The organism is Streptomyces sp. NBC_00045 (genome assembly GCF_045041095.1).
Classification (GTDB): domain Bacteria; phylum Actinomycetota; class Actinomycetes; order Streptomycetales; family Streptomycetaceae; genus Streptomyces.
Map to the genome: position 1 here is coordinate 516,023 of NZ_CP108271.1, position 22,330 is coordinate 538,352.

At 72.6% G+C, this 22,330-nt stretch carries 7 protein-coding genes; 5 read left to right on the top strand and 2 right to left on the bottom strand.

The annotated features are described in order from the left end of the window. The first annotated feature begins 5 nt into the window (after positions 1-5). Positions 6-677, top strand: coding sequence for a MerR family transcriptional regulator (locus OHA65_RS02685; protein WP_327281433.1), 672 nt, complete (start codon positions 6-8; stop codon positions 675-677). 38 nt (positions 678-715) lie between these two features. Here the strand turns inward: OHA65_RS02685 and OHA65_RS02690 are convergent, their stop codons facing one another. Continuing rightward, positions 716-1,309 carry a hypothetical protein gene (locus OHA65_RS02690; protein WP_327281434.1) on the bottom strand — a complete coding sequence of 198 codons (594 nt, stop codon included), beginning with the start codon at positions 1,307-1,309 and terminating at the stop codon, positions 716-718. Positions 1,310-1,656: 347 nt separating this feature from the next. Here OHA65_RS02690 and OHA65_RS02695 point away from each other — a divergent pair, with 347 nt between their 5' ends. The 4 genes from OHA65_RS02695 to OHA65_RS02710 are packed head-to-tail and all read left to right on the top strand — an operon-like array spanning position 1,657 to position 14,543. Continuing rightward, entirely contained in the window at positions 1,657-2,871 is a 1,215-nt protein-coding gene (locus tag OHA65_RS02695) for a kelch repeat-containing protein (RefSeq protein ID WP_327281435.1), read from the top strand. Between the two features lie 39 nt (positions 2,872-2,910). Next, a complete protein-coding gene (locus tag OHA65_RS02700; RefSeq protein ID WP_405761022.1) occupies positions 2,911-4,122 on the top strand; it encodes a Kelch repeat-containing protein in 1,212 nt (403 codons plus the stop codon). After that, complete coding sequence (locus OHA65_RS02705; RefSeq protein ID WP_405761025.1) at positions 4,119-5,264, top strand: Kelch repeat-containing protein; 1,146 nt, start codon at positions 4,119-4,121, stop codon at positions 5,262-5,264. The genes OHA65_RS02700 and OHA65_RS02705 overlap by 4 nt, the downstream gene beginning before the upstream one ends. A gap of 36 nt (positions 5,265-5,300) precedes the next feature. Further along, positions 5,301-14,543, top strand: coding sequence for a neuraminidase-like domain-containing protein (locus OHA65_RS02710; RefSeq protein WP_405761028.1), 9,243 nt, complete (start codon positions 5,301-5,303; stop codon positions 14,541-14,543). Between the two features lie 45 nt (positions 14,544-14,588). On the opposite strand, the gene OHA65_RS02715 is transcribed toward OHA65_RS02710, so the two are convergent. Beyond that, entirely contained in the window at positions 14,589-22,211 is a 7,623-nt protein-coding gene (locus OHA65_RS02715; protein WP_405761031.1) for a SpvB/TcaC N-terminal domain-containing protein, read from the bottom strand. Positions 22,212-22,330: the final 119 nt, after the last annotated feature.

The window sequence follows — 22,330 nt, forward strand, 5'->3', positions numbered from 1 at the left end:
CGTAAATGAAGATCTCGGAGCTCAGCCGGCGGACCGGCGTCCCGGTCGCCAGCATCAAGTACTTTCGAAGGCAGGGCCTGCTGCCCGCGGGGCGGGCGACCGCTGCGACCCTGGCCGAGTACGGCGAGGAGCACGCGGAGCGGCTGCGGCTGATCAAGGCACTGACCACGCTCGGCGGCCTGTCGATCGCCGCCACCCGCGAGGTGCTCGGGGCCGTCGACCAGGCCGACACCTCGGAGGGCGCCCTCGGAGCGGTCAGCTACGCCCTTCCCGTGCCAGTGGCTGCCCAGAGCGCCACCGGCACCGAGGAGGAGGCCGAGGCCGAAGCAGCCGCCGGGACCGAGGTGGCGGAGCTGCTCGCGGCCCTGGACTGGCATGCACCCGACACCTCACCGCACGTGCAGGGGCTGGCGTCGGCGCTGAAGGAACTGCGACGGCTGGACGCCCGGTACGCCCCGGGAGAGCTCGCCGCTTACGCGAGGCTGGCCGAGTCGGTGGCCCGGCTCGACCTGGAGCGGGCAGCGGGCGTCGACGACCCGGTGGCCCTCGCCGAGCGGGCGGTCATCGTCTTCGCGATCTGCGCGCCCGTGTTCGAACTGCTGCGCCGCCTCGCCCAGGAGAACCAGGTGCGGCGCCGCGTCGCCGACGGCGGCGCCGAGTCCGCAGCGCCCCGGTAGCCCGCGCGGAGCCGCCGGATGCGCGCGAGCCCGGCGGATCAGGACGCGGTGTCCCCGTAGTGGTCCGCGTACGCCTGGAGGTGCGGAGGGAGGGGGCCGTCAGCGCCCGCGGAGTTCACCTGCGCCCACAGTTCGTTCTCGACGACGAAGCGGTACGCGAACTCCTCGAAGGTGTCGGCGCACCTCATCAACGAGGACGCCACCGCGACCCGGACCTCCTCCGCCGGCTCCCCGTCCGACCACCACCCGGCGGACTCCAGTTCCACGGGCGAGCAGACCACGAACGCCTCACCGGAGGGGCGCAGGTACAGGTACCAGATGACGCAGTCCTGCTGGTCCCGCAGGAACCGCACGAGACGGGCACCGTGCTCGGCCGGGCTGCGCAGCGGACGGGAGAGGTCACTCCAGCAGGCCGTCACCGAGACCTCGTCGAAGGACTGGCAGACGCGCTGACTGGCGTAGAAGGCGGCGAAGTCCGCGGGGAGCGTCAGCCCGACCGCCGCCAGGTCCCGCTCCACGGCCGCGAGGTGTTCGCCGTGCTCCGACCGCGGACCGTCGACCCCGCCCAGCCAGCCGAACGTGCCGTCGAACTGCACGGCGTCCAGCGGCGGCAGGCTGCCCAACGGGTACACCTCGTAAGTGGACGCGCACGACCGGAAACGCCCGAGGTCCGTAGCGCACCAGCCGGTGGGAAACCGGACGGACGCAACATCTGCTCCAGGATCAGAAACGACTACGGACACGGGAACCCCTCGAAGACATGGCCGGCTCATCGGTACGCCTCCATCCTCCCGACCACCACTGACAACAGCCCTCCGCGCCGTCCCCGACCACGCCGTCCCCGACCACGCCCGCCGCGCCTGCCGCGCGGGCGCCGTCGGCCGGGGTGATCGTTTCTTCCTACTCCGCATGGATGACGCCCCGTGTTCGCGCCCAACTCCTAGGGGAGTAAGGCCCCGACGAGATGAGGTGCGGCATCGTGTGGGAACGGATGCGCCCGCCGCGGGTCCGCGGCGTCCCCGAGGCGGCGGCGCGCGCCGCGACGGCAGTCACACCCGGCGAGTGGCGTCCGGCAACGGACATGCCGTACGCGGGGTTCTGGGCGCAGCCGGCCGATGCCGCGGCCGTACTCGGCGAGGACGCCGTGCTGATCGCGGGCGGTGAGGACGGGCGGCGGCTGCCGACCGACAGGAGCACGCTCCTCACCCCGTCGACCGGTGTCTGGAGGCCCACGCCACCGCTCGGGCAGGCCCGCCGGCTGCACACCGTGACGCGTCTGTTGAACGGCCAGGTGCTGGTGGTCGGCGGTATCGGCGCGGGCCCCGGCGCTCCCCCGACAGGGCTCGCCTCGGCCGAGCTGTACGACCCCGGAAGTGGTGGCTGGACGCCCGTCGGCGGGCTCGGCGAGGGCAGGTTCTCGCATTCGGCGACGACTCTCAAGGACGGGCGCGTTCTCGTCGCGGGCGGCTGCACGGCCCGCGACGACCACTCCCTGCGCACCCTGCGCACCGCCGAGTTGTACGACCCGGACAGGCGGCGGTGGACGCCGGTGCGCGCCCCGATGACGGACGCCCGGTTCGGACACCCGGCGGTGCGGACCGAGGACGGCCGCGTGCTCCTGGTCGGCGGGGCGCTCGCGGTGGGGCGGGGCAGCTACGCCGCACTCGGTCACTGCGAGCTGTTCCACCCCGCGGATTCGACCTGGACGCCCACCGGCACCCTGGCCACGGCCCGCAAGGGCCACCAGGCGACCCTGCTCCTAGACGGCGGCGTACTCGTCACGGGCGGGGACATGCGGGGCTTCCGGGACGAAGACTGGGCCTACGACCCGTACAGCCAGTGGACCACCGAGCGCTACGACCCGGCCGCGGGCAGCTGGAGCGCCGACGCCGACATGCCGTGGGGCCGCAGCCACCACCGGGCGCTGCGGCTGAAGTCGGGCGCCGTGCTCGTGCTCGGCGGCACGGACGACTCCTCGCTCGCCGTCGGCTACCAGAACGCCGTGCTGTACGACCCGGACGCCCGCTCCTGGTCGGCGGGGTTCCCGATGGCCGAGGGCCGCTGGGCTCCCGCGGCGCTCGCCCTGCCCGACGGGCGGGTCCTGGTCATGGGGGGTCTCACGTACTCCGGCGCGGCGGCCCCGGTGCCGGGCGAGGATCAGGTCACCGCCACCACCGAGACGTACACGCCCTGACCGGCCGCGCGGCCGGCGCACGGTGAGAAAGGAGTGGAATTGCGTGACCTACTCGCCGGCGGAGCGGGGGCCGGGGCGGAACCGGACCGGCACGCCGTGACCGTACGGGCCGCCGGGGGCGGCTGGACGGCCGTCGGGGAGCCACCGGTGCCCCTGGTCTACTGGCACGGCCAGTACGAGGGTCCGGTCACCCTCAAGGACGGCCGGGCCCTCGCCGCGGGCGGCGCGGGCCCCCTGCTGCTCTCCCTGGACGACTCCGCCGTGTACGACCCCGGTCCGGGCACGTGGACGGTGACCGGCCCCCTGCTCCAGGACCGGCGCCTGCACTCCCTGACCGCCCTCCGCGACGGCCGCGCGCTGGCTGCCGGAGGCACCCCGGGACGGCAGGCCTTTCCGCAGCCGACGCTCGGCCACGCCGAGCTGTTCGACCCCGGCAGCGGGACCTGGCGGGCCACGACGGAGATGACCGAGACCCGTAACGGGCACTCGGCTTCGGTGCTCGGCGACGGGCGGGTCCTCGTGGCGGGCGGTCAGCGTCCCCGCTCGCTCCAGGACATGCTCACCCTCACCACCGCCGAGATCTTCGATCCGGCCCGCGAGACCTGGATGACGACGGGCGCCATGACCGTGGCCCGTTGGGGCCATCTGGCGGTCCCGCTGCCCGGCGGCCGCGTCCTCGCCGTGGGCGGGCTGGTCAGCACCAAGCGGTACGGAGCCGGCACGGCGGTCGGCTCGTGCGAGGTGTACGACCCGGGGAGCGGGACCTGGGCGCAGACCGGCTCGCTGGGCGCCGCCCGTGCCGTGCACCAGGCCGTGCCCCTGCCCGACGGCTCCGTGCTCGCGATCGGCGGCGAACCCGGGATCGCCGCGGACGACGCACGCTTGCGCCTGCGGAGCCTGGCGAGCACGGAGATCTACGACGTCACGAGCGGCGAGTGGCGCCCGGGTCCTCCCCTGCCGTGGGGCCGCGCCTACCATCGCGCGGTGCCGACCGCGGACGGAGCGCTGGTCTTCGGCGGAACCGAAAGCGCCTGCCTGGACGTGGGGTTCGCGAGCACGCTGCGCTGGACGGTCGGTGCCCGGCACTGGTCGCCCGAGGGTCCGCTGGTCACCGGCCGCTGGGCGTTCGGGGCGACCGCCCTCGGCGACGGGCGGGTGCTCGCGACGGGAGGCGTCTCGCGCGCCGGCGCGGCCGCCGCGACGACCGGGGAGGGCGTCCCGTCCGGCGCGGCGGAGGTGTTCACGCCATGAGCCGAGGTCAGTGGGCACCGGCCGGCAAACTGCCGTGGGCACGGAACCTGTTCGGGTCGGTGAGCTCCGCCGTGCGGCTCGCGGACGGCCGCGTCATGATCGCGGGCGGTAGCGACGACCGGCTCACCGCCCAGGACGGGGCCGCGCTCTTCGACCCGCGCGTCGGGGCGTGGACCGGGGCCGCGCCGCTGCGGGAGGCCCGTGGGATGCACTCGACGACGGTGCTCGCCGACGGGCGCGTGCTGGTCGTCGGCGGCTGCGGCGGTCCGGTGAGCTATCCGGCCCGGGCGCTGGACAGCGCCGAGGTGTACGACCCGGTGGAGCGGAGCTGGTCGGACGCGGGGCGGATGGGGCAGGCACGGTGCGGACACTCCGCAACCCGGTTGCCCGACGGCCGGGTGCTCGTGGCCGGCGGAACCGCGACCCGCTCCCCGGACAGCGAGCGGTCCCTCACCTCGGCCGAGGTCTTCGACCCGGTGTCGGGGCGCTGGACCCCGACCGGCCCGATGTCCGACGCCCGCTCCTTCCACCCGGCGGTCGCACTGACCGGCGGCGGGGTGCTCGTCGCGGGCGGCTGGGCGGCGACGGGCCGCAACTGGCGGGGCGGCGTCGGACTCGCGTACTGCGAGCGGTACGACCCCGCGACCGGCCGCTGGACCCCGACGGGTGACTTCGTCGAGGCGCGTGCCGGGCACAGGCTGACGGCCCTGGCCGACGGAACGGTGCTCGCCACCGGCGGCGGCGACCCGGACGGGGGCACCCAGGGCCGCCTGGACCCCTACAGCCGCGCCACCACCGAGCGCTACGACCCCGCGACCGGTGCCTGGAGTCGGGAGGCGGACATGCCCCGTGGCCGGTCGCTGCACCACGCCGTGCGCCTGCCCACCGGGGAGGTTCTGGTCATGGGCGGCACGAACGACATCTTCGGGGAAGCCGGATACCGCAGCGCCGCGCGCTACGACCCGCGCTTCGGAACCTGGTCCGAGTGGCCGGGGATGGCGGTGGGGCGGATCTCCTTCGCCGCGACCCTCCTCGCCGACGGCCGGGTCCTGGTCGCGGGCGGCGCCGTACGGACCGGACCCGCGACGTCCTCGGCCTCTCCCTTCCAACTCACCGACACCAGTGAGCTGTTCACCGCCTAGCCCGTCACCACCCGCACCGCACAGAGGAGTTCCGTCATGACCCAAGCGACCGCGGGCCCGCCCGACTCCGCCCCACCACCGGTGCGGCACCTCGCCACCGGCACCGTCACCGACGACGGGCGGCCGGCCGCCGGAACCCGGGTCGAGCTCGTCTCCCGGCGGCTGCGGTCCACGAACCGGCTCGGGGAGACCCGGACGGGCAGCGACGGCCGCTACCGGCTGGAGTACGAGCCGCCGGCCGAGCCCGCCGCGCTGGTGGTGCGGGTGTCGTCCCCCGACGACAGGTCGGCCGAGGTCACCTGTCCGGTGCCCCGCGCCGAGGAGGTCCTGGACCTCGCCCTGCCCACCGACCCGCGCAGTGAGTACGCCCGGCTCCTCGCGGCGGTGACACCGCTGCTCGACGGTGCCGATCCGGCCGAACTGACCTCCGAGGAGGCGGGGTTCCTCGGCCACTCCGCCGGCAGTGACCCGGGGCGCGTCCGTCATCTCGCCGCGGCAGCCCGGCTCGCCGCCGCCACGGGGCGGTCGCCCGAGCCGTTCTACGGTCTGCTGCGCCGCGGCCTGCCGGAGGATCTCGGGGCCCTCGCCGTGCGGCGCACCAGTGCCGTACGGGACGCGCTCGCGGCGGCCGTCGAAGCCCGCCTGATCGACTCGGCGGACGGCGGCGAGGAGCTGGTCGCGTCCCTCCGCGCCCGCCATCTCGCCTCCGAAGGCAGCGACGGGAACGACGGGAACGACGGGAACGACCCCACCAACCGGTTCGGGGGCGGGACACCGCCGCCCGCCCTCGCCCGCCTCTTCACGATCACGATCGCGGACCCGGAGGTGCGGCAGCGGCTGTTCTCCGCCCACCTCGACCACGACGGCCCCGAGGACACCGCCCACGATGCCCTCCTCCTCGTCGACGCGCCGCCCGATGCGACCGCACGCCTGCGCCTCGCCCTTGAGCTGAGCCAGATCACCGACGGGCACCCCGAGCTGGTGGGCGCCCTCCTGGACCGCTTCGACAGCGGCGAGCTCGCCCATCCGCGCGAGCTCGCACGGCTCGACGGCCATTGGGAGGGTCTCGTCGCGGAGGCGGGCGGCCCGCCCCACGCCGGTCCGGCAGCGTTCTCCCCCGCCGAGTACGCCGACGAGCTGCGCTCCCGGGTCGAGCGGACCTACCCGACCGCGTACGTGGCCCACCGGCTCTCCGTCACGCCGGATCCGGCTGTCGCCCCGGCCGCCCGCTTCCTCAACGCGAACCCGGACTTCGACCTGGTGAGCACCCCGGTAGACGCCCGCAGCGTGCCCGACGAGGAGGCACGGCCCGAACTGGCCGCCCTCCAGAGGGTGTACCGGGTCGCCCCGCGCTTCGACGCGGTGCGGGCGCTGCGGGACCAGGGGTTCGACTCCTCCGCCTCCATCGCCGGGCTGGCCCGGGACACCTTCGCCGCGCGGATGGCGGAACACCTCGGCGAGGCGGAAGCGCACGCGGTGCACACGCGGGCGCTGCGGGTGCACGCCGCAGCCGTGAACCTGGTGGCGGACGTGCGGACGGCCGCGCAGTTCGACGTCCCGTGGCTGCCCCGGGTGGAGGCGCAGGCCGATCTGGTCCCGGACTGGGGGGAGCTGTTCGGCTCCGCCGACCAGTGCGCCTGCAAGGAGTGCCGCACCCTCTACAGTCAGCCCGCCTACCTGGTGGACCTGCTCTACTTCCTCAAGCGGGCCCACAGTTCGGGGACGATGGGCGAGCTGGGCGAGAGCCCGATGGCGGACACGCTGTACGCTCGGCGGCCCGACCTGTGGCACCTGAAGCTCAGCTGCGACAACACCAACCTCGTGCTCCCGTACATCGACCTCGTCAACGAGGTGCTGGAGAACGCCGTCGTCCAGAACCCCGCCACCGGGGACCAACTGCGACAGAGCAGCGGCGACTCGGCGCATCTGCGGATCCAGCCGCAGTGGACGAACCACAACGCCTACAACCGGCTGGCCAACGCCTCGTACCCGTGGACGCTGCCGTACGACCTCTGGGCCGACCGTGCCCGAACCTACCTCGGGCTGCTCGGAGTGCCGCGGGCGGAGCTCATGGCCACGCTGCACCCGGCCGGTGCGGACTCCATCGAGGTGGTCGCGGAGAGCCTGGGCATCACCATGGGCGGCCTGCGGATGATCACGCGGGAGACCACCGAGCCCGGCTATACGCTGCCCGCCTTCTACGGCAAGCCCTCCAGCATGCCGCCGGCCCAGCTCCTCGACTCCGTTTCGACGGTGCGAGCCATGCTCGACACCGCTCAACTGGACTATCCGGAGCTGGAGTCGGTGCTCGACACCCGCTTCGTCGACCCGGGCCGCACCCTGGTGATCGAGCCGACCGATCCCGACCACCCCTGCGACACACGGCTGCTGCGGATCAACGGCCTGAGCACGGACACCCTCGACCGGCTGCACCGCTTCGAGCGTTTGCGCAGGCTGCTCGACTGGCCGGCGCACCGGCTCGACCGGGTCATCGCCACCTGCACCCCGGGCGAGCTGACCGCCGCGACCCTGTTCTGCGTGGTCGCCGTACGACGCCTCTGCGACCGGCTCGGCCTGCCCGTGGAGCGGCTCCTGTGCCTGTACGGCCCGCTGGACACGCATGTGTACCGCACGGGCGACGACCTTCCGCTGTACGACCGCCTGTTCCTCGACGACGCGGTGATCGCCCCCGTGCCGGGCGGCCGCAACCCCTTCGTGCTGAACGCGTCCCGCACCGAGGTCGAGGCCACGGGTGATCTGCGGTCCTATCCCGTGTCGGCCGCCCTGCTCGGGAGCCTGGAGGTCACGGACGCCGAGCTGAACGCGCTCGTCCGTGGGCCGAGGGCCGTCGTGGCGGACTCGCAGCTGACGCTGGCCAACCTCGGAGCCCTGGTGCGGACGGTGACGCTGGCCCGCGCCGTCCGGCTGCCGATCGCCGACCTGCTCAGGCTGTTCGAACTGCGCGGCGGCGCTCCCTTGCGCCCCGGCACGGGGCCGGCGGGCGGTGACGGGACGGCGGCGCGGGACTGCGAGACGGAGCTGCCCGCCGGCCGGACCGTACGGCTCAGCCCCTCGCCGGCCGAGGACCCCGGACGCCGGGGGTCGTCGACCGGCGCCGGGGGTGCGCTGGGTGAGCCGCCGACGGCAGGGGGCTCCGCCGCCTCGGTGCGCGCGTCGCTCACGGAGACGGCCCGGTTCGCCGACGAGGTGGAGTCGATCCTGGCCGGCGGCCTGACCGTGGCCGAGGTTGACGCCGTACTGACCGCGACGACCGGCGCCGAGGGCTCGACCGTGCCGTCCGATTCCGCCCTCGGCTCGGTGCTCACCGGTCTGCGCTCGGCCCTGCGGGCCGTGTACGAGCAGACTGCGCAGACCGGCGACGACAAGGGTGTACTGACGAGCCGTCAACTGTCGCTGCTCGGCTGGGAACCGGCCCGGGTGGAGCAGGCGGTCGCCACCTTGCTCGGCTCCGCCGTGTACGGCGCCCCGGTCTCCAACGACGTCGGCTCCCGCCCGTACCCCGCGGATCTGCCGCTGCGCTTCGAGCCCGGTCCGGGCGGGCAGGGCATGCTCCGGTTCACCGGGCCGATGACGCTCGCCCAGAAGGAGCGGATGTACGGCCTGGGCTCCGGTGAGCTCTGGGGCGACACCGTACGAAGGCTGTTCTCGGCCCCTCGGCAGTTCGTGGCCACCCAGATGAACGCCTTCCGGATCCCGGTGTACCGGACGCCCCTGACGGCCATGCCGGCCGATCTCGTCCTGCCGCCCGAGCTCGCCGGCAAGGTGTTCCACGACCCGTCGGCCCAGACGCTGTGCTCCCACGGCTACTGCCGTCAGGACGAGATCGACGCGCTGATCGCCGCGTCCGGCGACAGCACCTTCCAGCAGGCGGTGCTCCTGCTCCAGGGTGCGCAGAACGAACCGGTGGAGAAGGAGAACCGGTTCCTGGACGAGTCGCACGCCGCCACCTTGTTCGACCAACCGTCGCCGCCCTCCGACCGCTTCCGCCTCGTGCTGTCGGTCCTTCTGCCGGAGCTGCGCCGGCGGCTCAGCGAGACGACCGTGAAGCTCCAGCTCGGCCAGGCGGCCGGTCTCGACGCCGCCGCGGCGGACGCCCTGCTCGGGACGTGGCTGCGGTCCCTGTCCGAGAGCGGTCCGCTCGTCCTGGACTTCCTCACGCCCGCGTTCGTCGGCAGCGACCAGGCGGTGTCCATCACCCGCACGGGTTTCCCCGTCCAGTTCACCGCCCTGGCGCTGCTGCACCGCGTCACCCTGGCCCTCTCGCGGCTGCGGGTCACGGGTGAGGAACTGCCCTGGGTGATCGGATGTGCTGCGGGCGCCGGCTGGCTGGATCTGGCGGCGGTGCCGCCGTCACGGATCGAGGGCGCTTCCCCGCTGTACCGGCCGTTCGTCCGGCTGCTCGATCTTCTCGCCCTGCGCGACACCGTACCCGGCGGCTCGGGCACTCTCGGGGCGGTACTCGCCGCGGGCCGCGGCCCGGGAGCCTCCGGGTACCGGGTGTTCGACACGTTGAGCGAGCGGACCGGGTGGAACAGGGACGACCTCGAAGTGCTGTGCGCGGGCGGCATGCTGGAGATCACCGTGCCCGGCGAACTCGCGGACGAGCGGGGCCTCGGCAAACTACGGGCGGGCGTCTCGCTGCTGCGCCGGCTGGGAGTGTCGGCGGCGCGCGCGGCCGCCTGGATCCCTTCGCTGCTGGCGATGGACATCGTGCAGTCGGTCATGATGGCCGCGAGGGCGCGGTTCTCGCCCGAGGACTGGCTGACCGCCGCCGTTCCGGTGGCGGACGCACTGCGCGAGCGGCAGCGGGCCGCACTGGTGTCCTATCTCGTTGCGTATCCGATGACCACCTCCGTCGGATTCCCGTTCTGGAAGGACGTCAACGGCCTGTTCGACCACTTCCTGCTCGACGTCGAGACGGGCGGCTGCCGGCTCACCACCCGGATGGCGCAGGCGATCAACACCGTCCAGCTCTTCGTCCAGCGGGTACTGCTCGGCCTGGAGGTCCGGGTGGTGCCCACTGACGACGAGACCTGGGAGCAGTGGGAGTGGATGAAGCGCTACCGGCTGTGGGAGGCGAACCAGAAGGTCTTCCTGTACCCGGAGAACTACTTCCAGCCCGATCTGCGTGCCGGCGCCTCCCCGTTCTTCACCAGTCTGCGCAACGAGCTGATGCAGAGGGAGGTGGTCGGCGACAACATGGAGGAGGTCTACCGCAACTACGTCGACCGGCTCGACTCGGTGGCCCGGCTCCACCCGTGCGGCATCTACCACGACTGGTCCACGGGCACGGAGGTGGCGCATCTGTTCGCGTGCACGGAGTCGGCGCCGCGCACCTTCCACCACCGCCGCTGGATCAAGAACCGGACCACCTGGACGCCCTGGGAGAAGATCGACCTCGACATCGACACCCCGGCGCTCGTTCCCGTGGTGTGGAACAGGCGCCTCCTCCTGATGTGGCCGACGTTCGTCAAGGTGGGCGACGCCAAGGCGATCACGACGCTGCCCGTCGAGGGCAGGGACGACACGGCGATCGATGCACCGTCCGCGTACTGGAAGATCCAGCTCAACTGGACCCAGTACGCCGGCGGTGCGTGGCAGCCGAAGCGGATCACGCAGGACACCATCACGACACTGAAGTGGCCGCAGAAGATCGTGGAGGACGAGACCGACCCCTTCCACGCCACGGGCCCCTACCGCTTCTACCCGCAGATCGACCCCGCCGGCGGGGAGCTGACGGTGTGGTGCGTCCACAACTTCGCCAGCTACGTCAACCCCGATCCCGCCCGCGGCACCGTGTCCGGGGCCTTCCGGTTCGGCCCGCGCACCGGCGCGGTGAGCACCGTGCCGACGCTCTTCGTCCACGAGGACGACCCGCAGCACAACACCAGGGGCCAGAGGTTCATCGCGCCGACGGACACCCAGAACATCAACAACGAGTTCGTCCAGCACCGTCTTTCGAACAGCCCGGACGGCTACCGCGAACGGGTCCACCTCCCCGAGCTGACCCAGTTCTGGGGCAGCGAGCTGGTCCTGGACAATCCGCTGGGCGGCCATCTCTTCCGGATCCAGCTGCCGGTCAGCTTCGCCTCGGCGACGGGCTGGTTCAAGGACTCCGCCACCGTCACCGACGGTGCCCGCAGTTACCACGTCACGGCGGACGTGCGGACCACTCAGCCCCGGTTCCGGTTCACGCCGATGTACCACCCGCAGGTCGATCTGTTCCTGAGCCTCCTCAACCAGGGCGGCACGAAAGCGCTGTTCGACCGGTCGGTCCAGCTCAACCCCGGCGCGCAGTGGCCCCTGTTCGACTTCGCCTCGTACGGCCCGCAGGTCAACGTGTCGCCGGAGCGCCCGTCCGAGGGCGACGTGGACTTCACGCCGGAGGGCACGTACGCCGACTACAACTGGGAGCTGTTCTTCCACATCCCGCTCCTCATGGCACAGCGGCTGAGCGCGAACCAGCGTTTCGCCGAGGCCCAGCAGTGGTTCCACAAGATCTTCGATCCGACCGCGCGGTCCGGCGGCGAGTCTCCCGCGCGCTACTGGATCACCAAGCCGTTCCGGCTGCAGAAGGACTACCAGCAGCAGCGGATCGAGGACATCCTGCAGCGCCTGGCGCAGGGCAATACGGACGAACAGCGCCGGGTCGAGGAGTGGCTGGCGAACCCGTTCCAGCCGGACGTGGTCGCCAAGTTCCGCACGACCGCCTACCAGAAGGCGGTGGTCATGCGGTACCTGGACAATCTGATCTCCTGGGGCGACCAACTCTTCCGCGAGGGGACCCTGGAGTCCGTCAACCTGGCGACCCAGATGTACGTGCTCGCCGTCGAACTCCTCGGGCCGCGCCCCGTGTCCGTACCGCCGCCGAACGAACCCGCGCCGCTCAGTTACGCCGAGCTGCGCGCGCTCAACGCGGCGGCGCCGGATCCGGTGACGGCGGCCGAGCACCTGGTCCCGGCGGGCGGGACGCAACCGCCGCCGACGCGGATCGCGCCCGGTCTCGGCCTCGGCTGGCTGACCTACTTCCGCATCCCGCCCAACGACAAGCTGCTCGGCTACTGGGACACGGTCGAGGACCGGCTGTACAAGATCCGGCACTGCCAGGACATCGAGGGAGTCCAGCGCGCGTTCGAGCTGTTCGGCGCACCGATCGATCCCGGTCTGCTCGTCGGAGCCGTGGCAGCGGGAGCCGACCTGGAGTCCGTACCCGAGGACCTGGGCGGGCCGCTCCCCCACTACCGCTTCACCACCATGGTCGCGAAGGCCCGGGAGTACACCGCCGAGGTCAAGTCCTTCGGCGCGCTGCTGCTCGCCGCACTGGAGAAGCGGGACACGGAAGCGCTCGCCCGGCTGCGCTCCAGCCACGAGACCGCGCTGCTCGACGCGGTACGGGAGGTGCGCAACGCCCAGGTCACCGAGGCCGCCCACACGGTGGCGGGGCTGCGGCAGGCGCGCGCCGGAGCGCAGAAGAAGCAGGAGTACTACGCGACGCGCGAGAAGATGAACGCCGGGGAGAAGGTGCACGAGGTCCTCAGCGGCATGGGCATCGGCACCCAGTTCATCGCGGCGGCCATCGACATGACGGTCAGCGTGATGCGGCTGCTGCCCGAGCTCAAGCTCGGTTCGCCGACCACGATCGGCGCGACCTGGGGCGGCACCAACCTCGGCGAGGCGCTCAAGGGGCTGTCGGGCTCGCTGTCGCAGATCGCCGGCACCTTCCACTCCGGGGCGGCGCTGGCCGCGACGCTCGCCGGATATGAACGGCGCACGCAGGAGTGGGAGTTCCAGAAGGGCCAGGCCGACTTTGAGATCGCGAGCCATGACGCCCAGATCGGGGCCGCGGTCGTCCGCCACGAGATCGCCCGGCGGGAACTCACCAATCACGACCTCCAGGCCGCCCACACCCGGGAGGCGGACCGCTTCCTGCACGACAAGTACACCGGCCAGGAGCTATTCGACTGGATGGTGGGGCAGCTGTCCACGTCCTACTTCCAGGCGTACCAGCTCGCGTACGAGACGGCGAAGCGGGCCGAGCAGGCCATGCGGTACGAGTTGGGCGCCGACGGACCGCCCCTCGTGCGTTTCGGCCACTGGGACACCCTCCGCAAGGGCCTCCTCGCGGGCGAGCGGCTCGCCGGCGACCTGAACCGGCTCGACGCCACGTATCTCGCCGCCAACGCACGGGAGTTCGAAATGTCGAAGTCGGTGTCGCTCGCCCAGCTGGACCCGACCGCCCTGTTGGCGCTCAAGGAGACCGGCAGCTGCTACGTGTCGCTGCCGGAGGCTCTGTTCGACCTGGACACGCCGGGCCACTATCTGCGGCGGATCAAGACGGTGGGCTTCACGGTGCCGTGCGTCAGCGGGCCTTACGGCAGCGTGAACCTGACGGCCACGCTGATGCGGAGCAGCGTGCGGACGGACCCCCGACTGCCCGGCAACCGCTATGCGCGGCAGACGCCGGACGCCCGCTTCCGGGACTACTCGGGGCCGGTCCAGTCGGTCGTGACCAGCACCGGGCAGGACGACAGCGGACTGTTCGAGACCAATCTGCGTGACGAGCGCTTCCTGCCCTTCGAGGGTGCGGGCGTGATCGGCGAGTGGCGGCTCAGTCTGCCGCAGGAGTTCCGGCAGTTCGACTACGAGTCGATCGCCGACGTCGTCATGCACCTGCGGTACACGGCGCGCGATGGCGGGGCCGAGTTCGCCGACCGGGCGGCCTTCGAGCTCCGCGACGGCTTGAACGGTTGGCTCCACGCGCACGGCGGCAAGGGCCTGCTGCGGGCGTTCAGCGCCCGGCGCGAGCTCGGCGACCAGTGGTACCGGTTCATGAGCGGGACGACCCCGGCGCTGAAGTTCGCGGTGTCCAAGCGTTGGTTCCCGCGCCTCTTCGGCGATGACGGCATCACCCTCGCGGATCCGCAGATCGTCCTGGTGCTCTCCACGGACCTCGCCCCGGACGGGACCAAGCGGTACGTGGACTGCTATGCGGGCGGGGCCGCCGATCTGACCGTGACGCTGACCTCCCCCCAGGGTCAGGCCACACCGGCCCCGCTCACCGCCGACCCGCAGCTCAAGGGCCAACCGCGGGCACGCTTCGACACCGACGGGCGGGTCGCCGAGCACGACGAGGACTGGCTGGTGACGATCCCGCTGGAGGGCATCGACCCGCGGCTGCGGAAGGACGGAGGCCTGAATCCGGACGCGGTGGTGGACCTGCTGCTGGTGTGGCAGTACGAGGTGACGCGGGTGTCGTGACGTCGCGGGCGGGGCGGCACCTCGGGAGGCGCCGCCCGGCCCGACTCACTTCCGGGTCACGAGCCTGTTCAGATACGTGTCCTTCTTCTGCACGTCCTTCTTCAGCAACTTCAGCGCGTCCGTGAGCGCCTTACGGTATTCGGGGGTGCACGTCGGTTTCCCGGCGACGGCGTCCTTGAGCCGAGTGAGGACGGCGTTGTGGTAGTCCACGCCGTGCGGCCCCTGGTGACCTTCGACCCTGACGATGTTTTCCTCGCTGTCGAGCGTCAAGTCGGGCAGTCCGGGAACACCGGCTCCTTCGAAGATCTCCTCGAACTGTGGCCTGAACGTCTTGTCCTTGTTCGTGGCCACGTGGTGCAACTCCGTCTCTGTCGAGATGTGTTGGACCGCACCGCCCGCGTCCAAGTACGTCCGGACGGCGTCATCGTCCGCCTCCTGCCGCTTCTCCTTCTCCCGGCGGCACTGGTCCAGCCAGCGGTTCGAAGGCTGGGGAGGGGATTTGCGCGCCGCACCAGACCGCTCGCCGGTACCGGAACCGGTCCGCTTTCCCGCGCCGCCGCTGGAGGTCTGGGGCTTCCCGGCCTGCGAGTCCTTCGGGACGGCGGGCACGAACTTCCCGTCCACCACCTTGCCGTGGATCCGCTCGACGCCGGGGTCCGGCTGTGTGGGCGGTGGCGGGACGACGACCGGCTTCGCCGGCGGCGGAGCGGGCGGAGGCGGTGCCCCGGGCGGGGTCACGGGCGGTGCGGGCGCCGGCGTGTTGGGCGCGCTCGGCTTCCCGTCTCCGAGCATGGAGAGGCCGATACCGAGCGCACCGACTGCGACGAGGACGGCGGCCCACGGCTTGAGGAACGGGGGAGCCGCCCCGACCGCGGGCGCGCCGTTCCGGAGTGCGGCGGCCGTGGCCGCCGCGGCCGCCGCGAACTTCCCGCCCTCGTCCACCAGCCGGCCGTCCGGATCGTGGAACCGGACCGGCCCGCACCGCGCGTAGGCGTAGCGGCACGGGCCGTCCGCGAGGCCCGCCGGGTCGCAGCTCGCCCAACGGCCTAGCCAGGGGGCGTAGTAGCGGGCGCCGTGGTAGGAGAGGCCGGTCTCGTCGTCGCGCTCCTTGCCGGTGTAGCGGTAGCGCTTGAGGCCGGTCTCGGCAGCGGTGCGGCCGGCCTGGAAGGCGCTGGTGCCGTAGGGGTGGTATTCCTCGTACCCCACCAGGGCGCCGTTCTCGTCGAGTTCGACGCAGGCCGACTCCTGGTGGTCGGCGAACCGGTAGCGGATCGCGGGCCGAGCCGCGGGGAGCGTGGTCGTCTCGACGAGGGCCACGCGCTCGCCGTCGTCACCGATGTGCAGGGTCTCACGTTCGAGGACGGTGCCGCCCGCGCCGTACTCGCGGTAGAGCTCGAAGCCACCGAGGTACCGGCGCTCGTTCTTGAGGGCCCCGTTCGCGGTGACGGTCACCTTGCGGACCCGCTCGCCGGTGGAGTCGTAGACGTAGTAGGTCGTCTCGGGCGTGCCGTCGTTCACCACCTGCCGTGCGGTGGCTGCCAGCCGGTCGCCGTGGTCCCAGCGCATCAGCGGCAGGTGCGGCATGCGTGTGATGCTGCCGTGCGCGTCGTGGCCGTACCGGGCGCCGTAGCCGCCCTCCGCCGCGTAGTCGGGCAGGCCGCCGCCCTCGCCGGGCAGGCTGGTGGCCAGGAGCCGGTTGCTGTCGAGGGCGTACTGGTGGTGACGCCGCCACACGACGGGGCCCGGTGCCTCGACGTCGGCGCCCGCGTGGTGGGCCAGGTGCATGAGGTTGCTGACCGCGTCGTACCGGAAGCGTTCGACGTAGCCTCGCAAGCCCTGGAGGTCGTTCGGGTGGACGCGGGCTCCGGCGAAGGGGTAGTCCCGGCGGCCGGCATCGGGCGGATCCAACAGGAAGCCCGTCTGGCCGGTGTGCTCGCGGCCGCTCGCCGCGACGAGGCGGTAGAGCGCGTCATGGGTGTGGTCACGGGCGGTTGCGGCGCCGGCGATCGTGGCGAGCGCGGTGTCCTCGATACGGGTGATGTTTCCGACCGGGTCGTAGGTGTAGTGCAGGTCCTGCACCACGGACGCGTTCGCGAACAACAGCGAGGCGTTGGTGTCGGGGTCGGCCGGCCGGGTCGTGCGCACGCCGGTCAGGCGGAAGGTGGAGGGGTCGTAGGTGTACGCGGTGCGAGCGCCGTTGCCGTGGGCGACGCGCGTGCGCCGGCCGTGGGCGTCGTAGTCGACGTCGGTGACGAACGCCGTGGCCGTCGCCGCCCCCCGCAGCCGCACCTCGATGCGCTCCGGCAGGCCCGCCTCGTTGTACGACCACCGGGTTTCGCTGCCGTCGGGGGCGGCGGCCCCGACCGGGCGGTCGAGGGCGTCGTACGCGGTGCTCGTCGTCAGCGCGGGGCCCGGTTCGAGCAGGGGTTCGGCGGCTTCGGCGATGTGGTCCGGGTCGGTGAGGGAGCCGAGGGCGGACCAGTCCGGTGCGCCGGTGTGGTCGTGCGCGAAGCGGCGGGCGGTGGCGAGCAGGTTGCCCTTGAAATCGTAGCGCTCGCTGGTCGTCACTCCGGCGCCGTCGTACACGCGGAAGGGCCGGCCGCGCAGGTTCCGGTCCGGCTCGGGATGCGTCTCGCCGTACACGCGGTACTCGACCAGTACCTCGGGTTGCGGTGGTGCCCCGGGGTCGCGCGGGGTACCGGAGAGCGTCGTGTCGCCGGTCGCGGTGACGTACGTGCCGACGGGGCGGCGCAGGGCGTCGTACGTCGTGCGGGTACGGAACCCGCGGCCGTTCCAGGTGAACATCAGCCCGTCCGCCGCGTCCCGGAGGGTCCAGCGGTCGCCGGAGTCGGGGCCGTGCTCGTACAGCGCGTGCCCGGTCAGGTCGTAGCCGGGACTGAACCCGCGCGGAGTCAGGTTCAGCGCGTCGTCGAAGGGGAACGCGCCGGGCGGCAGGGGCGGAACGGCGTGCTGGAGCACCCGGTTGCCGCGTGGGTCCTGGATCCACAGCGGGTTGCCCTCCACGTCCCGCCGGGTGAAGGTGATGTGCTTCTCGTCGACGCCGTCGACCCGGTTGTGGGCGATCGCCACGGCGGTGCGCCCGAGGCTGTCGAGCAGTGCGCGTGCGGGGGTGCCCGCGTGGGCGGCGGCCTGGCTCGCCGCACGGCGTTCGGCGGGCAGGGCGGAGGTGCTCATCCGCGCGTACCAGCCGTTGCCCGGTTCGAGGACGGTGTCGTTCGGGTCGTGGTCGGTGACGTGCCAGGGCGAGAAGTCGACACGGTGGTGGCTGCCGTCGGGCAAGTCGGTGCGGATCAGCCGCCCGATCGCGTCGTAGAAGAGCAGCGGGGTGACGCCGTGCTCGCCGGGCTCCTCGAAGCGGTGGCCGCTCTCGGGCGGGCTGAAGTACGGCTCGTACCGCTTGACCGGGTTCCCCTTGTTGTTGACCACGGTCTTGCCGTTGGCGACCCAGCGCGACGGGCCGCCCGGCTGGTCGGGTTCGGCCAGGACTTTGCTGACCAGGGCGTTGCCGAGGCCGTCCGCGTAGAGGAAAGCGGCCTGGAGGGGGCTGTCGGCCTGCTCGTCAGCGTGCCGTTCGCGGGTGAGTGCGGCGGTGCAGGGCGGATGCCGGGCCCAGACGACCTCACCGTCGCGCAGCTCCTCGCCGAAGTGGAGCAGCCATCGGCTGCTCGCGCCGACGAGCATCGTGCGGGCGCGCGCCCGGTCGTAGTCGTCGGTGACGAAGAAGGCGGTGAGGGCGGGGAGTTCGGGGTTGAGCGCAGCCGCGTCGAGGCCGCTGAGGTGATCGCCGGTGCCGTCCTTGCCGCTGCGCGCGGCGGCGGCCGGGAAGCCCAGGGCGTCGAAGCGGACCTCGTCATGGTTGCCGTTGATGTCGCGCGTCTTGCGGGGCGCCATGACCCGGTAGTCGTGGGCGAGCACCTCGGTGCGGTTGCCGAGGGCGTCGGTGCTCGCCTTCAGGAAAAGGCCGTACGGGTCGTGTTCGAGGCTGGTGGAGTTGCCGAACGGATCGGTCCACGTGGCGGGCAGGAAGAAGCGGCGCGGTGCGTCGGGGTCGTACTCCGGGCCTCCCGCACACCGCCAGTACCGGCCGGCGGCGTCCTCGCCGAGGAGCCGGACGGCGGCCGGCCCTCCGAGGTGGCCGCTGACCGCGCGGTCCGCCGCCGCGGCCCTGACCTCGGGGGTCGCCTTGTCTCCCAGGACGTCCGTCAGCATCGCGTCGGACCGTGCCATGGTGTACGTCCCGTACGGCAGGGCGCGGGCGGTCAGGCCGCCGAGGGGCAGGGCCGCTGCGAGCGCCTCGTCGTAGTAGAGCGTGCGGACGAGTCCGAGGAGGCGCTTCTGCGGTGTCGTCCGGTCGGGCAGCTGGTGGTGGTCGAGTTCGGCCACCGGTGTCCCGCCGGTCTGGTACCGCTCACCGAGCCGGAACCGGCGCAGCCCGGCCAGGGTCACCCACCGACCGTCGCCCGCCTCGGCGGGGCCGACCCCGGTCAGTTCGTACGTCCGCGTCTCGCAGGGCAGCGGGAGGCGGTGGTGGTCGGGGTCGGGAGGGAGCGGGTCGGTGGTGCGGATCTCGGTGTAGACGGCGTGGAACTCGCCCTGGACGGAGGCGACGAGGGTCTCGGTCCCGGGTGGCAGGAGGGGGTCGGCGAGGGGAGCCGGCCGGGTGCGCGGGTATGCGACGGCGACGGACTGGACGACGCTTCCGTAGGCGTCGACGGTGACGTTGAGGGTGTGGACGATCCTCGGGTCGGGCACGGTCGGCGGCACCGGAGGTGCGGGTGGTGCGGGAGGTGCGGATGCCGGGGTGCGCAGGTCGAGTTCGTAGTGGTGGGCGACGCTCTCGCTCTCGAAGGTGTGGAAGACGGCGTGTTGTCGCCCGGCTCGGGGCTGGACGATGCGGATGCGGTGGGCGTGCGAGGTGGCCGTGAGGACGCGGACCGGGGCCGGCGGGCGCTCGTCGCCCGTCGCGACGGTGAGGTCGAGTTCGTAGGTCTCCTCGCGGAGCAGTGCGCCGCTGAACGCGCGTACGGCCTCGCGGCGTTCGCCGGAATCCAGCGGCAGGGTGTCGAGGTCCGGACTCGGCGGGGCGTACTCGTCGGACGCTCGGAAGTATTCGTCCCGGAACGGGTGCAGCGGGTCCCGGCCCTCGACGGGCACCCCGGTGTGGTGCCAGGTGACCGTGCGCACGGGCGGCTGGTAGAGCCGGTGGTCGGCGGTGACGTAGGGGCTGTCCGCGTTGGCCGCCGTGAACGTGCCGTAGTCCTCGACGTCCGTCCGCTCCACGCGGGCGAAGCCGCGGAACTCGCGCTCGGTCCCGTCGAAGCAGCCGTGGTGGTAGTCGTAGCGGCTGGTGAAGGCCGTGCCGCGCCACTTGTCGCGGGAGGTGGTCCGCTCGACGACATGGACGGGGAAGGGCAGTTTCGTCGCCCAGGGGGTGCCGGACCGCCGGTCGCGCAGGCAGAAGGCGGTGGAGGGTGCGTAACCGATGTCGGTCTCGGCGCCGAGGTTGTTGCGCACCCGGGTGAGGAGGTGGGGCTTCACCCCGCCCATCAGGTCGAGGTAGCGCAGGGGGCGGCGGTCGTCCGCCGGCAGGGGTGAGGACCACACCAGGCAGGCCGTGCCGTTGCCGAGCAGGTCGAGGGCGAAGACGTCGCTGAGGGCATCCACCGGAGGGAGCGTCGACAGCGGTACGGACGGCGCGAAGTCGTTGCCGGACCGGTTGAAGTGGATCCGCGCGCCGTCGGGGTGCAGGTGGAGGACGTCGGTGGTGCCGGAGCCGTCGACGTCGGCGAGGAGGATGCGTCGTTGGTCGAACCGATCGGGGCGGTCGGACGGGGCACCCGCCATCACGATCTTCGGGCCGAAGCGGCCGTGGCCCAGGCTCGGCCAGTAGCAGAGCTCGCCGTTGCGGATGCGCACGAGGTCGGTGAGACCGTCCCCGCTCATGTCGGCGAGATGGACCGACTGCTCGGCGTCGGCGAAGACGAGCACCGGCCCGCGTTCCTCGTCCCGGGCGCGGGTCTCGCGCCGCTCTGGTCCGAAGCCGTCCTCGCCGAGCGAGGGATGCCAGACCAGGGCGTCGTCCTCGGTGACGAGGACATCGGCGAGCCCGTCGCCGTCGAGGTCGACGAACCGCAGGTTCGGATCCGCCCAGTCGCGGTCGGGCAGCGAGACGAAGGAGGTGTACGGCGCCCAGGTCCCATCGGCCGCGCGTTCCTGGAACCCGGGGTCGGGCCCTGCGAAGCGCACGAGGTCGGGACTCCCGTCTCCCGCGAGGTCGAGGAACCGGGCCCCGGTGGCCAGGGCGAGCGACGGACGGGACGGGACGGTCTCGGCCGGACCGAACCGGGCCTGGGTGGCCGGGGTGACGGCGAGCGGGCTGAGATTGCGCTTGTAGAACCAGCCGCCGCCCTGTTCGGTGAGGATGCCCGGCAGTCCGTCGCCGTCCAGGTCGACCCACTGGTGGCGGGTGCCGTCCAGGCCGGCGGGCAGTCCGTCCAGGCTCTCTTCCCGGAGCTCGCGGACGGTGTGGTCGACGACCGCCGCGGAGTAGCCGAACTCGACCGGGGGCAGGGAGCGGGCGCGATGGCCGTCGCCGTCGCGCTGGTAGCCGCGGTGGGTGACCGCCGTGAGGGTCGCGTGCACCCCGTACGCGTACCGCAGGTCCGTGGAGCGGACGAGGGCGTCGGCACCGACCTCCGGCTCGTCGGGGAAGTGATGGAACATCAGGATGCGTTGGCAGAGCCGGTGGGTCCGCACCTCGAAACCGGAGCGGAACGTGGAGAAGGGGTCGGGGCGGGCGCTCCAGGCTCCGGCGTCCCGTGGAGTGGGAGCGACCGGGTCGTGCTCGCCGTAGTCGAGGACGAGTTCGAAGTGCCACTGGTCGTCGGCGGGCAGCGGCCGCATGCCGGTGGCGGCGTCCAGGGAGGACGGCCAGGGCGTGCGGTTGCCGTAGCGGATCCGCTTGAGGTGGCGATTCGCGGCGCGCTGCCGGTGCCGCTCGTGGCCGGCGGTGGTGTCCACGCCCTCGTCGTCCTCGGGCTTGTAGCCGTACGCGACGAGATTGCCCCGGTCGTCGTGGCTCTCGCAGATCAGCCAGCCGAACACGCGTGAGGCGTCGGCCGGGTCGGCGATCCGGGACTCCGGGGTGCGCCCGTACCAGGTGGTGACGTCGTCACGGGAGATCGAGCGCCAGAACACGTCGGTCGGGTCCAGGGTGTTCGTCCAGCGCTCGATGCGGGCGAAGAGGCCCTCGACGCGGGGCCGGTAGCGCCGGACGGCGTAGCGGGCGGAGCCGATCGTGCGCGGCGCGAGCACCTCCGGTACCCAGCGGTCTCCGTCACGGACCAGTACGGGTACGAGGTCCTCGGCGCCGGAGAGGATGAACACGTCGGAATCGGCCGCGTCGTCGTACCGGGGTACGCCCCTGTCGGTCCTGCGGGTGATCGCGGGCAGCCCGAGGCTCCAGCCGAGCCCGAACGGGCCGTTGCCCGAGCCCGAGCCGTAGCCGAGCACCGGGTCGGGTCCGAAGCCCGACCGTCCGGGGGTGGCCGCGACCGGCACGGTCATGGCGCCGGCGCCGGTCACCGGGTTGGCCGCGAACTTCTCGCCGATGCCCTTGATCGCCCCGCCGCCCTTCGGCACGCTCACGGCGGGCGGATGCTGCGGCGCGGGTGCGGGTGCGGGTGTGCTCGTCGGGCCGGGGCCGCCGCCGTCCGCACTCGTCCAGGATTCGCTGCTGACGGCCACCACAACCCCCACGCGATCAT

What these genes read in the sequence shown, in the direction of transcription:
- OHA65_RS02685 (WP_327281433.1), top strand. Translation starts at nt 6, where the DNA reads ATGAAGATCTCGGAGCTCAGCCGGCGGACCGGCGTCCCGGTCGCCAGC.
- OHA65_RS02705 (WP_405761025.1), top strand. Translation starts at nt 4,119, where the DNA reads ATGAGCCGAGGTCAGTGGGCACCGGCCGGCAAACTGCCGTGGGCACGG.
- OHA65_RS02710 (WP_405761028.1), top strand. Translation starts at nt 5,301, where the DNA reads ATGACCCAAGCGACCGCGGGCCCGCCCGACTCCGCCCCACCACCGGTG.